Origin of the sequence: Ignatzschineria sp. RMDPL8A, from assembly GCF_029815055.1 — a bacterium.
Classification (GTDB): Bacteria; Pseudomonadota; Gammaproteobacteria; order Cardiobacteriales; family Wohlfahrtiimonadaceae; genus CALZBJ01.
Genome location: NZ_JAPPWA010000002.1, coordinates 415,813 through 431,154, shown reverse-complemented (window position 1 = coordinate 431,154; position 15,342 = coordinate 415,813). Strand labels below are relative to the sequence as shown.

Genomic DNA, 15,342 nt, shown 5'->3' with positions numbered 1-15,342 from the left:
AGAACTTGCTTATTAATTAAACAGATCTTGTACTAATCCTATGAAAGAAAAACCGAATAGCCTTCACTTTTTTCCGGAAGAGAGCCCGCCTGCCATTGCCAAAATTCGCAATCGTGTACGCGGCTATCGCCCGACGTGGGTTGAACGGCATAACCTCAAAGATTCCGCCGTCTGCGCCATCATTATTAAAAAAGATGATCCTGAACTTATTTTTACACTGCGCGCATCCGATCTGACGACTCATGCAGGACAAGTCTGTTTCCCCGGTGGCATGCGCGAAAAAGAGGATAAAAACCTCCTCATCACCGCTCTTCGCGAAACGGAAGAAGAGATTGGTCTTGCGCCACACAAGATCGAAGTGCTTGGCGGTTTAACGCCGGTTGTCTCTCATCATGGCATCTGGGTGCGTCCCTTTGTCGGGCTGATTGACGATGCGCTCACCTTTGAGAAAAATCACGATGAAGTCGCCTCAATCTTTAGCGTCCCGCTCTCCTATCTTAAGAATGCGCCGCAGCAAACCTACCATAATACACCTTGTTATCACTATCGCGACTATAAAATTTGGGGATTAACTGGGCAAATGGTGAAAGAACTGACGCAAATTATCTTATAAGCCCCCTATTCTCGCAATTTCTAGCTGATTTATTCTTAAATATTAAAATATTCCGCCACGCAATAAAAAAGGATCGCCAAGCTCACTCATACACTTAGACGATCCTTTAGTCTTCACAAAACAGACCTAATTCTCTTTTAGCGACTCATAAATATCGAAATCGATAATTGCTCTAAATCCGCCATCGCGCTCTTCAATTTTTATGCCATTGAGATAGGCATCTTCATTGGTTACCACAAGATTAACCCCATCAATAATACGCGTCTTTTTCATCACATTTTTGGCCTGTAGACGAAAGCGCTCGCTCGGGATTTTGAGCTCGTTATCAAATTCAAACCCCGCTTTACTCTGCGCTGCATTAAAGACCCGATCGATCTCTTGCGGCTCTAAATAGGGTTTTGAGAGATCGTGCAGATCGCGAAGCTCAAGCTCATCACGCTGATCAAGATAATTTTCCAATCCTTGATTAAAGGCTAAATGATCGCTTGGATTCTCGATCCGGCTCGACAGCCCACGGAGAATATCGCCACTTGCTTTAAGTTCCGCCTCTTCCGTCTTTTTTGGCGCAACTTTTAAGAAATCATCGTGCCAATATTTCGTGCGTTTTTTGAGGATGTCGATCGCAAGCACGGACATATCGCTCGATAAAATAAGCGCTCCTTTCTGAATCTCGCGAAGGGCAATCCCCTCTTTTTCAATGAGCTCAAGCGTGCCATTTTCATTACGAATATCGAGATAATCATCTTTCGATTCCACTTTTAATACCGCTAATCCCATTGAATTTGCGCTACCGACGACAATGTTTGAAAACAGAATGGCGATAAACTCACCACCCGCGATATTGGGGTGATTGGAGACGCTATAGAGATGTTTGGCGATCTTGATCGATTGCTCTTTAAAGCTCTCCGGCGCGTTAAAAAGGCTCTCAGAAAATTGTGCAATGGCGTTGAGCTCAAGATCCGATTCATGATAGAAGATCGAGGGCTCGGTCACCTCAGATAGCGGGCGCAGATAATGTTCGGTGAGGAGCATTTTTAAATATTCACTCGGCGTCGCTTCCGTTTCCGAAAAGAGACAGCCCTCTTCTTGCCCCTTATTGCCCACCTTATGGATAATAATATTCTCAATCTCGGCCTTGGTAATATCGATCACAACTCTCTCCTTGCACTCACATAACGAGCGGTTATTGTAGCAATAAAAATCCCCCAATGACGTTCATCACGGGGGATTATTTTTACGTTAAATTTTAACTTAAATTAACGACGTTTTTTAGGCGGTAGATCCGTACACGCGCCCTCTAAGTTTTCCGCCGCCATTCCAAGCGATTCGGTTAAGGTCGGATGCGGGTGAATGGTGTGACCCATATCGATATTATCCGCGCCCATCTCAACGGCAAGGCAAACCTCACCAATCAGATCGCCCGCGTGCGTGCCGACAATACCGCCACCAATGATCTGTTTTGTTTCAGGATCAAAGAGCAGTTTGGTAAAGCCTTCATCACGGTTATTGGCGATCGCTTTTCCGCTTGCCGCCCATGGGAACACCGATTTTTCATACGGAATATTTTTCGCTTTCGCTTCCGTTTCGGTGAGCCCTGCCCAAGCAATTTCAGGATCAGCATACGCAACCGAAGGAATTTGACGCACATCGAAGAAACGCTTGTGACCGGCACACACTTCCGCCGCCACATGGGCCTCATGCACGGCTTTATGGGCAAGCATTGGCTGACCCACAATATCGCCGATCGCAAAGATGTGCGGAACGTTAGTACGCATCTGCTTATCAACGCTGATAAACCCGCGCTCATCAACAATTACGCCCGCTTTTTCTGCATCAAGAAGATGCCCATTTGGCGCACGCCCAACCGCAACTAATACGCGATCATAGACTTCATCAGCGATCGGCGCGTTGCCTTCAAAGCTTACTTTAATGCCCGCATCGGTCGCTTCCGCTGCCACCACTTTTGTGCCAAACATCACGCGCTCAAAGCGGTTTTTATTGTGCTTTTCAAACACCGAAACAAGGTCACGGTCCGCGCCCGGCATAAAGCCATCAGTAAATTCAACAATCGACACTTTCGAGCCAAGCGTTGAATAAACCGTTGCCATCTCAAGGCCGATAATTCCGCCACCGACAACGAGCATGCGTTTTGGAATATCTTCCAATTTAAGCGCGCCGGTTGAATCGATAATACGCGGATCTTCCGGCATAAAGGGCAAATTAATCGCCCGTGAACCCGCGGCAATAATGGCGTTATGGAAGGTAATTTCACGCACGTCCCCATGATAGATCACTTTAACGGTGTGATCGCTTTCAAAGGTTGCGGTGCCTTGAACCACTTCCACATTACGCATCTTCGCCATGCCACCTAAGCCGCCAGTGAGTTTGTTCACCACCGACTCTTTGTAACCACGAAGCTTATCGAGATCAATTTTCGGAGTGCCAAAATCAACGCCGTAATCGTTCGATACTTTCGCTTCATCAATCACGCCCGCAACTTTAAGGAGCGCTTTCGATGGAATACAGCCCACATTTAGACACACGCCGCCAAGCGTTGGATATTTCTCAACTAAAATTACTTTTAAGCCAAGATCCGCCGCACGGAATGCCGCCGAATATCCACCAGGGCCGGCACCAATCACTAGAAGATCACAATCAGGTGCAACAACGCTTGATTTGATCCCTTCAGATGGCGCTGCTGATTTTTCAGCACTTGCACTTGTATTTACACTCTCGTCAGCGCAAGGCGCAGAAGCAGGTTGAGCCGTTTCAGCTTTAGCCTCAACAGCCGGCGCGCCTTCAGAAGGCTCGATACGGAAAATCGCATCGCCCTCTTTAATTTGATCGCCTACATTCACTAAAATTTCCGTAATGGTGCCCGCAATTTCTGCCGGAACATCCATTGAGGCTTTGTCAGATTCAAGCGTTAAAAGTGGATCATCCACCGCAACGCTATCGCCCACATTCACCAACACTTCGATGACATCGACACCATCAAAATTACCGATGTCAGGTAATTTCATTTCTATAGCCATCTCTCCTCCTAAATTAACGCACGGCGCATATCGGTGAGAAGCGCGTTTAAGTACACTATAAAGCGTGCCCCGAGCGCCCCGTCGATCACGCGGTGATCGTATGATAATGAGAGTGGAAGCATTAAGCGTGGCTCAAACTCTTTACCATTCCACACAGGCTTGGTCTCATTACGAGATACCCCTAAAATTGCCACTTCTGGCGCATTAATGATCGGAATAAAATTCGTTCCACCAATGCCGCCTAAGGATGAAATGGTAAATGTTCCGCCCTGCATTTGATCCGGTTTTAATTTTCCATCACGGGCAAGACCAGCAAGTTCACGCATTTCAGCAGCGATCTCGATCACCCCTTTCTTATCACAATCACGAATCACAGGAACCACTAAGCCATTCGGCGTATCCGCTGCAAAACCGATGTGATAGTACTTTTTAAGAATAAGTTTATCGCCATCAAGCGAGCTATTAAATTCAGGGAATTTTTGCAGTGCTTTCACACAGGCTTTCACTAAGAATGCGAGAATCGTTAGACGCGCACCTTCTCGCTCAAACTCTTTATTGAGCTGTTTACGAAGGGCTTCTAAACTGGTGATATCCGCTTCATCAAATTGCGCAACATGGGGAATCATCGCCCAGTTACGCGCAAGGTTTGCCCCTGAGATTTTCTTAATGCGCGACAGTGGCGCTTCTTCAATCTCACCAAATTTCGCAAAGTCCACTTTTGGCCATGGAAGAAGATCGAGTCCTCCACCATAAGATGCGCCTTGCGGTGCCGCTGCGCCAGCCAATTGCGTTTTGCCTGAGAGCACATTTTTAATGTAGAGCGTAACGTCATCGCGAAGAATACGGCCTTTACGTCCGCTACCTTTCACTTGATTTAAGTCTGCGCCAAGTTCACGAGCAAATGCACGAACTGAAGGTGATGCGTGCGCGGTTGAGATATCAACGCTTGCCGCTGGCTCTGGCATGTGCGGTGCTTCTGGAATGGGATCTGCTGGGTGAGGTGCTTTGAAAACGCCCGTCACTGATGCGATCGACTCTGTACGCGCCGGTGCTGCCGCTTGTGAAGCTACTTGTGCTTGCGCGGGAGCAGATTGCGCCGCTGCCGCAGGGGCTGCACCTTCCACTTTAAGCGTACCAATGAGGTCACCCTCTTTGATTTTATCGCCCACATTCACCACAATCGATTCGATCACGCCCGCTTTTTCAGCCGGAACGTCCATCGACGCTTTATCAGATTCCAAAGTTAATAGAGGCTGATCAAGCTCAACGCGATCGCCTGCCGAAGCAAGCACTTCAATTACGTCGACTTCATCGAAATTCCCAATATCAGGCACACGAAGTTCAATCACTTCCGCAGCGGCTGAAACCGGTGCAGGAGCTGCTTGTGGCGCTTCTTGAGCGACGACAGGTGCATCCGCTTTGGGCGCTTCAACGCTTGGCTCTTCAGCCTTCGGCGCATCTACCGCACTCATATCGATACGCGCGTAAACGTCGCCTTCTTTAATCTTATCGCCAATTTTTACTAAAATTTCCGTAATGGTACCGGCCTTATCAGCAGGCACATCCATCGATGCTTTATCGGATTCAAGCGTTAGAATCGGATCATCGATTGCGACGGTATCGCCCACATTTGCAAGAATTTCAATTACATCGACGTCATCAAAATTCCCAATATCTGGCACAATTAAATCAACTTTTGCCATAATTTTTTATCCTTTTTTCATAATGAACCCAAAGGGTATTTAACGGTTGGAAGTGCGCTTAAAGCTGTTCTTTTCTCTCCCTATATAAAAGGGAGTTTGCAGACTTTAAGCGCCTTTGCATCATTTAAGAAATTGACGCGATTACACCGTTAAAGGATTGGGTTTATTAACATCAATGTTGTATTTCTCAATCGCTTTTGCCACAACGCTAGCTTCGATCTTGCCCTGTTTTGCAAGCTCGCTTAATGCCGCGATGGTGACGTAATAACGATCGACTTCAAAGAATTTACGCAGTTGCGCACGGGTATCTGAACGGCCGAAACCATCGGTTCCAAGGACGCGATACGGCGCTGTGATCGCTGGGCGAATCTGCTCTGCATACATTCTGACGTAGTCGGTTGATACAATCACCGGCGCATCGGAATCATTGAGGCATGAGCCAACATACGATTCTTTCGCTTCTGCACCTGGATTGAAGAGGTTTTGACGCTCTACTTCATGGAAATCACGCGCAAGCTCAGTAAAGCTTGGGCAGCTCCAGATATCCGCTTCAACGTTCCAATCATTTTTAAGAAGATCCGCTGCTTTTAACACCTCTTGGAAGATGGTGCCTGCGCCTAAAAGACGAACTTTTAGATCGCTCTCGCCGCCTTTACGGAAGAGATACATCCCTTTAAGAATGTCATTCTCAACGCCTTCGGGCATCTCTGGGTGCGCGTAGTTTTCGTTCATGATGGTGATGTAATAGAAGACATCTTCTTGGTCTTCCACCATGCGTTTTAAACCGTCTTGAATGATCACTGCTAACTCATATTGAAGCGCTGGATCATAGGATACACAGTTAGGAATGAGGCTCGCTAAGATATGGCTGTGGCCATCCTGATGCTGTAAGCCTTCGCCGTTAAGCGTTGTGCGCCCAGCGGTACCACCCATTAAGAATCCGCGCGAACGCTGATCCGCTGCCGCCCACACTAAGTCCATCGTACGTTGCAGTTGGAACATAGAGTAGCAGACAAAAAATGGAATCATCGGAACATTTGAGTTGGCATAGGAGGTTGCTGCGGCAATCCATGAGCTCATCGCGCCCGCTTCGTTGATCCCTTCTTGGAGGATCTGACCATCTTTTGATTCTTTATAGAACATCAATTGATCCGCATCTTGCGGGGTATATTGCTGCCCTGCTTGCGACCAAATCCCAAGCTGACGGAACATCCCTTCCATACCAAAGGTACGAGATTCGTCTACTAGAATCGGCACAATGTTTTTACCCAGCTCTTTATCGCGCACTAAGGTATTTAAAATACGCACAAAGCTCATGGTGGTTGAAATTTCGCGCCCTTCAGCGGTCGCTGCTAATTGATTTTTAAAGGCATCAAGCGCAGGTACTTTTAGCGCAACATCGGTTTTTGGACGACGTTTTGGCAGATAACCGCCAAGTGCTTTACGGCGCTCGTGCAGATATTCAAGCTCTGGGCTACCCTCTGGTGGGCGAATGAAGTTGATCTCTTCTAAATCTTCATCCGAGATTGGCACTTCAAAACGGTCACGGAAACGGCGTAAGGTCTCAACGCTCACGGATTTTTGTTGGTGAGCGGTATTTTGCGCCTCCCCATCTTGGCCCATTCCGTAGCCTTTGATGGTTTTCACTAAAATAACAGTAGGTTTACCTTCCGTTTTCACCGCTGCATCATAGGCTGCAAACACTTTATTCTCATCGTGTCCACCGCGATTTAAACGCCATACGTCGTTATCGGACATGTGCGCAACCATCGCTTTAAGCTCAGGACTATTGAAGAAATGTTCGCGAACATACGCGCCATCGCGGGATTTATAGGTTTGATAATCCCCATCGACACACTCCATCATGCGTTTACGGAGAATTCCGTCATGATCTTGCGCTAACAGTGAATCCCAACCGTTGCCCCAAATGAGTTTAATCACGTTCCAGCCGTTGCCGCGGAAGCCTGATTCAAGCTCTTGGATAATCTTGCCGTTCCCACGAACTGGGCCGTCAAGACGTTGTAAGTTACAGTTAATCACGAAAATTAAGTTATCAAGTTTTTCGCGTCCTGCAAGTGAGATTGCTCCGAGTGATTCTGGCTCATCCATCTCACCATCGCCACAGAAACACCAGACTTTACGGCCTTCTGTATCGGCTAATCCGCGTGAGTGGAGATATTTTAAGAAGCGCGCTTGATAGATCGCTTGAATCGGGCCAAGTCCCATCGATACCGTTGGGAATTGCCAAAATTCTTTCATCAGCCATGGATGCGGATATGATGGAAGTCCATTACCATCCACCTCACGGCGGAAATTCATCATCTCTTCTTCGGTGATGCGCCCTTCAATAAACGCACGCGCGTAGATACCGGGGTCTGAGTGTCCTTGGAAGAAAATTAAATCGCCTTCTTGATTCTCGTTTGAGCCTTTCCAGAAATGGTTAAAACCCACTTCCCACATGGTCGCAAGCGATGCATAACTTGCAATGTGTCCACCAATTGAGGAATCTTCCATATTGGCTTTAACGATCAATGCCATCGCATTCCAACGGGTATAGGAGCGGATTTTATGTTCCAATTCCGAGTTACCAGGATAACGAGGTTGTTTATCTGCAGGAATGGTATTGATATATTCCGTTGTTCCTGAGAATGGGATTTTCACTCCATCGCGATGCGCACGTTCGATCACTTTTTCAATCAAGTAATGGGCACGTTCTTCGCCGTCAGTGTCTAATACACTCTCAATTGAGTCTACCCAATCCTGTGTTTCCATTGGATCGACATCATGTTTTAACATCTGCTTAGACATAATCTTTTTCCTCAACTTGTCTACAATTTTTCGAATTTAATTTCTCGATTCCCCTGCATTATACCGAACTTCCAAGCGAAACTGATTAATAGTATTTATCTCGCTGTTTTTCATGATCACACCTGTGACAATGCCGATGTTCGCCCTATAACGCAACGAGGAGCGTTCGAAAAATGATTCCATTTGGGTGTATCGTCTATTTTTATTGCGCAATATACGTCAAAGACACAATAAAAAGCACAATCGATCATCCCACAATGGGGCTTGCTTTCTATAAAAAAAGCGCACAATGCGCTTTTATCCTCTTAATTTTTCTTCAAAAGCTCTGCGAGCTCGGTTTCGTAGAGCTCTAAAATGGCTTTCTCTTTATTGAGTTTAAGCTCTTTTTTCGCGATCGATTCTGCTTTTCCGCTAAGACGGGCTTTTTCGAGCTCATACTCAGCGTCAATGAGATCGCGTTTTTGCTCAAAGACTCGTTTTTGTAACGATTCGATTCGATCAACCTGTCCGTTTAATGACGTGGCTTCGGTCTCGTTTAGATCAGTATCCGATCGATCAGTTTGATAATGATGGGTACGCCCATCATTGCAATAACGGCGCGTTTTATTGAGCGCAATTTCAAGTCCCCGAATACGCTCTTGATTATTATATTTTTTTGCGTACTCAAGCTGCCTTAAAAGGTTCGCTTCTTTGTGGGCACAATCGGCCCATGATATTTGACTTAACGTGGCGAATCCGCACAATGTGCCGACGATTATCGTTCTTTTTAGGGTCATAATCTTCCTTCTTTTATCTGATTACGTTTCAGCCTATCGCCACACCGATCAGCCAAATAAATTCACGCGGCACTTGGGTAAAGCACACCGTGAAATAATCCACGCTCCATTTTACATTAACTCGTAGCCAAAGACTAACCTTTAAGTGTCTGAGTTTTTAACACTATTTAACATAGCATCATTCTGGGCGATAGAAAAACCCAGCATACAGAGGGGATTTTACCGCGTTATTACGACCTTAAATTAACTTAACGGAAAGATAGATTATTCCCAAAACGAGCAGAAAATCGATAAATATTTAGCCAGTTTTTCGTCTCTTTATGCTCCCTTTTGGCTACGCATTTGGCTTCTATTTATACCAATTTTATAAAATCGCCATACGTACTTTTACAAAAAAGTGGCTTTATAAGACCAACAATTCCCCTAAATAGACTACGCAACTTGTGTATAATTTGGTATTGTTTCTAGATTATTAAAATTAATCCCACCTGCGCGACGATATCGCTCTACGCCCACTGATTGAATTCTCAAAATCGATCCGATTTACCGGGGAGCGAGCGCATCAATCGTCCGCACATCGTTTTAGGACGCATCATGATTCAGATTAAGAATTTATATAAATCATACCCCTCGGGCGATCAGACGATCACCGCGCTGTCAAACATTTCACTCGATATCCCTAAAGGGGAGATCTACGGCATTATTGGGCATTCAGGCGCGGGGAAAAGTACGTTAATTCGCTGTCTCAATCTGCTTGAACGCCCCGACAAAGGGCAAGTTATGCTCGACGATACCGACATTACTCAGCTCTCATCGAAAGAGTTGATGCTGGCGCGCCGTGGCATTGGGATGATTTTCCAACATTTTAATCTGCTCTCAAGCCAAACGATTTTTAATAACATTGCCTTCCCGCTTCGCCTGCAAAAACTCACCTCTAGCGAGATTAATCAGCGCGTCAATGAGCTTTTAGAACTGATCGGACTCACCGAGCACGCCCATAAATATCCCGCGCAACTTTCAGGTGGGCAAAAACAGCGTGTCGGGATTGCGCGCGCCATCGCCAATTCGCCAAAAGTCCTTCTTTGTGACGAGGCAACCTCAGCCCTTGACCCGCAAACCACGCAATCAATTTTAGCGCTCTTAACGGACATCAATAAAAAGCTCGGGCTCACCATCGTCTTAATTACTCACGAGATGGATGTGATTAAGAGCATCTGCCATAAAGTTGCGGTGATTCACGATAGCCAAATTGTGGAAGAAGGCCCGGTGGAAGAGATTTTCCTTCATCCAAAACATCCGGTTACCCGCGATTTCATTCTCGATTCAGGGCAACAAAATGAGCTCCGTAAACATCTTGAAACAGCGCTTTCTGAAGGGGCGAGCCTCTATCAGATCACCTATTCGGGGATGGAAACCTTTGAGCCTCATTTAAGTAACATCATCAAAAAAACCGATATCGATTTCTCGATTTTCTCGGGCAATATTAGCCACATTCGTGATCTTCCCTACGGACAACTGGTGATCTCGATTAAAGGCGATGATGCGAAAAAAGCACAAGTGTTAAAAGAGTTCGAAGCCCGCGATATTAGCGCCCTTGAGATTCATCTCTAATTTAAAATACCTATTATATAAAGGAGACTTCATGAGCACGATTCATGCTGCTGTCGTCGGTTTTGGTAACATTGGCCGTTACGTTATCGACGCACTCGAAGCCAGTTCTGATTTCACTGTGGCGGGGATTGTCCGCCGTACCGCAACGCCGATCGAGGGATTAAATTACCCGATCGTTACCGATATTCGCGATCTGCCAAAAGTGGATGTGGCCATTTTATGCGTACCGAGCCGCCATATTCCCGCATACGCTAAAGAGATGCTCGCCCTTGGCATTAATACCGTTGATAGTTTTGATATTCATAGCAATATCGCAGGCCTTCGCCGCGAGCTTGAAACGGTCGCGAAAGCCCATAACGTGAGCGCGGTAATCTCCGCTGGTTGGGACCCGGGTACCGACTCCATTTTACGCGCGATCTTTTTAGCCGCAGCACCGAAAGGCATCACCTATACCAACTTTGGCCCTGGCATGAGTATGGGGCATTCAACGGCGGTCAAATCATTTGAAGGGGTCAAAGATGCGCTTTCAATCACCATTCCGACCGGCACCGGCGTTCATCGTCGCCTTGTCTATATTGAAGTGGAAGAGGGCGCGAGCTTCGAGAGCATCAAAACCACTATCTTAAATGATGATTACTTCAAAAATGATGAGTGCATTATTAAAGAAGTGGAGAACGTCGACGAGCTTAAAGATGCCGGCCACGGCGTCAATATCGTGCGTAAAGGAGTTTCTGGAAAAACGCAAAATCAGCTCTTTGAATTTGATATGCGCGTTAATAACCCAGCACTCACCGCACAGATCCTTGTTTCATCAGCTCGAGCAGCAACGAAACAAGCGCCCGGCGCTTACACCATGATCGAAATTCCATTAATTGACCTTCTTCCTGGAAATCGAGATGACCTTATCGCACAATTGGTGTAAAATAGTGCAACCTTTCAAACCGAACTAGCTACAGATTAAACGATTGACTTTTGAATAAGTATTGACAAATCTTAAAAAAAAGTTGATCATATGAGATTAGTTGAATTTTATTCATGACGACAGCCTAGACTGTACGCATTAACTTAATTAGATTTATTACTGGAGTATTACCTTGGCAAATACAGCACAAGCAAGAAAACGAGTTCGTCAAGCGGTTAAAAGCCACGCGGCAAACGCATCATACCGCTCAATGACAAGAACCTACGTTAAAAAAACTATCAAAGCAATTAACAGCAATGATAAAGAAGCTGCGAACAAAGCACTCGTTCAAGCTCAAAGCGCGCTTGACCGTTCTGTTAAACGTGGCCTTATCCACAAGAACAAAGTAGCTCGTCTCGTTAGCCGTTTAAATGCACAAATTAAAGCAATCGCTTAATTTGTTGTAAGACGCTAGACGCGAAACAACACACGTTTCAAAGCCCCAAACAAAGTAATTTGTTCTGGGGTTTTTTATTGCCCGTCATTATCTATCCCCCCCCTAGTTTTCTCTTCTTTTTCCTAGTTTCATGAGTCATTTTATGGAACAAAAAAATACCTGAGCATTTTTCAATACTCAGGCATCTCATCAATCTGGTTGAACGGTTGTTTATCGTTTATAAAACAAACCCTATAAAACAACTTCCCCTGAATGGATTTTACCAATCAAGTCTAAGGTCTCTTCCACTTTATCTCGCGCTGGCTTACGGCGAACCGACGTATATGCCGAGAGTTTTCCATCAATAAAACATGGATTTACCGATGCATATACCCAATAATAACGACCATCTTTACGGAGATTTTTTACATATCCGTACCAAGGTTTACCGCTTGAGATGGTATCCCACATCTGTTTAAAGATAACACCGGGAACGTCGGGGTGACGCAAGATTGAGTGAGCAGAGCCAACAAGTTCTTCTTCAGAATACGCAGACATATCCACGAATGCTTTATTGGCATGCGTGATTCTACCGGAAAGATCAGTACGGGAGACGATTAAACGGCCGTCAGGATAAGGAACTTCCTCATCGACAACATAGATACGACGGGCATCCCCATCATAATACGTCAATTCCATCTCTTCATACTCAGCGCCCTCGGGTAGGTCTGTGATTTCCATATCGGGCAACATTTTTTTATTCTCACTCATATCTTCATCCTATCTATCGAATATGTTGAATAAAATTTAGTGTATCACGACTATAATCTGAATGAAACATAGCCAATTAATATTTCAGAGGAGTTCAATTAAGATCAATAAAGCGTTAAATTTAGTTATGCATTCTCAGCATTTAAACGCTTAATCAGTTCAATTGTCTCTTCCACTTTTTCACGCGATGGTTTACGGCGCACAGAGGTGACCGCCTTTAGCTCGCCATCAACATAGGTTGCATTCACGGACGCATATACCCAGTAGTAACGACCATCTTTACATAAGTTTTTGACGTAACCGTACCAAGGTTTATTGGCCTTGATGTGATCCCACATATCTTTAAAGATCGCGGCCGGTACATCGGGGTGGCGAAGCACACAGTGTGGCATGCCAATTAATTCATCTCGCTCATAGCCTGAGATATCTACGAATGCCTTGTTCGCTTGTGTGATCACCCCTTCTGGATTGGTGCGCGACACAATCAAACGGCCTGTAGGATAAGGAACCTCTTCGTCTACAACGTACACCTTACGCTCTTGACCACCGTAATACTTCATCGTGATCTCTTTTGCATTGGGCGCGATACACGCAAGGTCCATATCTGGAATCTCAATCATAAAAATTTTACCTCTCTACCTTTTCTAAACGGGGTGATTAACGAATTCGTTGACCGGTTTTCAGGTCGTCGATACGCGTTGAACGGCTCAATGTTCCAACGCTGCCCGCTAAAACACCCGCAATATCACTCTTAAATACATCAACAATCGCCTCCGCACTCTTAAGCGGTGCTTCACGACTAATATTGGCGCTCGTTGAGACAATAGCCCCGCCGAAACGCTCACATAATGAATGCGCAAGTGGATGGCTTGTGATACGGATCGCAAGCGATTCAAATTGCCCCGAAAGATACCGTGGACACTGCTCCGAAATCGGAACAATCCAGGTATAGCGATAATCGCCCTCGGTTGCATTCATAATTTTTGCCTCTTCATCCTCGGATAATGGCTTTAACCACGGTTTAATTCGCGTAAGCGAATCCGCCATAACGATGAATCCCTTCTCTTCTGGACGCTTTTTAAGATCCAAAAGGGCGCGGACCGCAGCTTCATTTGCCGCATCGGCCGCCAATCCAAACACCCCTTCCGTGGGGTGCGCAATAATCTGCCCTGCTTTAAGCGCAGCGGCTGCTTCATCTAAATCTAACATCATACAAACAATGCGGTTCCTAAATAGTAGAGTCCAAACGACAAACCTGTGGAGACAGGCAGCGTTAGAATCCACGCAATTAAAATATTTTTCACCGTCGATTTTTGTAATCCCGCTTTGTTCGCTACCATCGTTCCCGCAACGGAGCTCGATAGAATGTGCGTCGTTGATACGGGGAAGCCTAAATGGCTCGCTGAGGCAATCGCAACCCCCGATACAATCTGCGCACTTAATCCTTGCGCGTAGGTCATATCTTTTTTACCGATCTTACCGCCAACGGTTTCAACCACACGTCGCCAGCCGATCATCGTTCCTGAACCTAACGCCATCGCCACCGCAACAATCACCCAAAATGGCGCGTATTGCGTCGTTTTCGTTAAATCCTGAGCAATTGAATGGTACGATTTACGATAGCTTTCAGGAATCTCTTTTGAAGACTCAAGCGTTTTTGCAACGCTCGCTAAACACATCACCTCATTACGCACCGCCCAACGCTGATCCACATCAAGCGCATCGTAATCGTGCACGCCTTCTAAAATATTCATTAATTTTGCTGCGTGAACATCCACTTCGGACATTTCACAGGAGAAAAGCTGCTCTTCCCCTTTTATAATCTGCTCTTTTTCACCGGCGGGAAAGATCGAATCGATCGTCTTTTGATTGGCATGATAATACTCAATCATATGCTCCGCCGCTGCGCGCGTTTGCCCAATTTCAAAGGCACTTGAATTCATATCTAAGACAAATTTTGCCGGCATTAAACTAAAGAGCACCAGCATCACAAGCCCAATCCCTTTCTGCCCATCATTTTGTCCATGAGCATAACTCATGCCGAGCGCTGAACAGATCAGCCAAAAACGCGGCCAAAATGGAGGGCGTTTGCGTTTTTCAATCACGTGGCGCTGATAAGGCGTTTTGTGAATGTAACTTTTCGGTTTCCATTTAAGAAAAAAGAGGAGCAATAAACCCGCAAGCCCCGCCCCGATAATGGGCGAAAAGAGGAGCGACTCAAATACACCCATCGCTTTTGACCAGTTCACTCCCACAAAAATAGAGCGATCGGTCATGAGCGCATTTGCAAGACCCACCCCTAAAATGGATCCAATTAAAGTATGGGAACTTGATGCCGGAATCCCGAAATACCAAGTTCCCAAGTTCCAAATTAATGCCGATATCAATAATGAAAAGACCATGACGATGCCTTTCACCGATGATGCACTTGCTAAAAGGTCCATCGGCAGGAGGTTGACGATCGCGTAGGCAACCCCAAGCCCCCCTAAAAGAACGCCTAAGAAGTTAAAGATACCTGATAAAAATACAGCCATCCGTGGCTTCATTGATTTCGTGTAGATGACGGTTGCGACCGCATTGGCCGTATCGTGAAATCCATTAACAAACTCAAATGCGAGTACCAACCCAATCGAGAAAATGAGTACGACTGCTACCGAAAAATCCAATCCCTGAAATAAATCAAACATC

Annotated in this window: 13 protein-coding genes; 4 read left to right on the top strand and 9 right to left on the bottom strand. The window is 45.8% G+C overall.

Features of this window, described 5'->3' with window-relative positions; all coding sequences use genetic code 11:
- Positions 1–40: 40 nt before the first annotated feature.
- Positions 41–613, top strand: a complete 573-nt coding sequence (locus OXI21_RS03475) for a CoA pyrophosphatase (RefSeq protein ID WP_279618170.1) — start codon at positions 41–43, stop codon at positions 611–613.
- Between the two features lie 126 nt (positions 614–739).
- Here OXI21_RS03475 and OXI21_RS03470 read toward each other — a convergent pair whose 3' ends face one another.
- From OXI21_RS03470 to OXI21_RS03445, 5 genes are all read right to left on the bottom strand, one after another.
- Positions 740–1,765, bottom strand: a complete 1,026-nt coding sequence (locus OXI21_RS03470) for a nucleoid-associated protein (protein ID WP_279618169.1) — start codon at positions 1,763–1,765, stop codon at positions 740–742.
- 104 nt (positions 1,766–1,869) lie between these two features.
- Positions 1,870–3,648, bottom strand: coding sequence for a dihydrolipoyl dehydrogenase (lpdA, locus tag OXI21_RS03465; RefSeq protein WP_347815483.1), 1,779 nt, complete (start codon positions 3,646–3,648; stop codon positions 1,870–1,872).
- Between the two features lie 8 nt (positions 3,649–3,656).
- Positions 3,657–5,354 (bottom strand): dihydrolipoyllysine-residue acetyltransferase, encoded by a 1,698-nt coding sequence (aceF, locus tag OXI21_RS03455; protein WP_347815504.1) that lies wholly within the window; start codon positions 5,352–5,354, stop codon positions 3,657–3,659.
- Positions 5,355–5,492: 138 nt separating this feature from the next.
- Positions 5,493–8,159, bottom strand: a complete 2,667-nt coding sequence (gene aceE / locus OXI21_RS03450) for a pyruvate dehydrogenase (acetyl-transferring), homodimeric type (protein ID WP_279618167.1) — start codon at positions 8,157–8,159, stop codon at positions 5,493–5,495.
- 305 nt (positions 8,160–8,464) lie between these two features.
- Positions 8,465–8,935, bottom strand: a complete 471-nt coding sequence (locus tag OXI21_RS03445) for a DUF1090 family protein (protein ID WP_279618166.1) — start codon at positions 8,933–8,935, stop codon at positions 8,465–8,467.
- A gap of 594 nt (positions 8,936–9,529) precedes the next feature.
- Here OXI21_RS03445 and OXI21_RS03440 point away from each other — a divergent pair.
- The 3 genes from OXI21_RS03440 to rpsT all read left to right on the top strand — a co-directional run bounded on the left by OXI21_RS03440 (position 9,530) and on the right by rpsT (position 11,904).
- Positions 9,530–10,546 (top strand): methionine ABC transporter ATP-binding protein, encoded by a 1,017-nt coding sequence (locus OXI21_RS03440; RefSeq protein WP_279618165.1) that lies wholly within the window; start codon positions 9,530–9,532, stop codon positions 10,544–10,546.
- A 31-nt stretch (positions 10,547–10,577) separates the two neighbouring features.
- Complete coding sequence (locus OXI21_RS03435; RefSeq protein WP_279618164.1) at positions 10,578–11,468, top strand: diaminopimelate dehydrogenase; 891 nt, start codon at positions 10,578–10,580, stop codon at positions 11,466–11,468.
- A gap of 172 nt (positions 11,469–11,640) precedes the next feature.
- Positions 11,641–11,904 carry a 30S ribosomal protein S20 gene (gene rpsT / locus OXI21_RS03430; protein WP_279618163.1) on the top strand — a complete coding sequence of 88 codons (264 nt, stop codon included), beginning with the start codon at positions 11,641–11,643 and terminating at the stop codon, positions 11,902–11,904.
- A 231-nt stretch (positions 11,905–12,135) separates the two neighbouring features.
- Here rpsT and OXI21_RS03425 read toward each other — a convergent pair whose 3' ends face one another.
- The 4 genes from OXI21_RS03425 to OXI21_RS03410 all read right to left on the bottom strand — a co-directional run bounded on the left by OXI21_RS03425 (position 12,136) and on the right by OXI21_RS03410 (position 15,341).
- A complete protein-coding gene (locus tag OXI21_RS03425) occupies positions 12,136–12,582 on the bottom strand; it encodes a PAS domain-containing protein (protein WP_347815503.1) in 447 nt (148 codons plus the stop codon).
- Positions 12,583–12,779: 197 nt separating this feature from the next.
- A complete protein-coding gene (locus OXI21_RS03420; RefSeq protein ID WP_279618161.1) occupies positions 12,780–13,274 on the bottom strand; it encodes a PAS domain-containing protein in 495 nt (164 codons plus the stop codon).
- 37 nt (positions 13,275–13,311) lie between these two features.
- Positions 13,312–13,866: a Sua5/YciO/YrdC/YwlC family protein gene (locus tag OXI21_RS03415; protein WP_279618160.1), complete on the bottom strand. Its 555-nt coding sequence runs from the start codon at positions 13,864–13,866 to the stop codon at positions 13,312–13,314.
- The gene (locus tag OXI21_RS03410; RefSeq protein ID WP_279618159.1) at positions 13,863–15,341 is read right to left on the bottom strand and encodes an inorganic phosphate transporter; all 1,479 of its coding nucleotides are present in this window, start codon (positions 15,339–15,341) and stop codon (positions 13,863–13,865) included. Before OXI21_RS03410 ends, OXI21_RS03415 begins: the two co-directional genes overlap by 4 nt.
- Position 15,342: the final 1 nt, after the last annotated feature.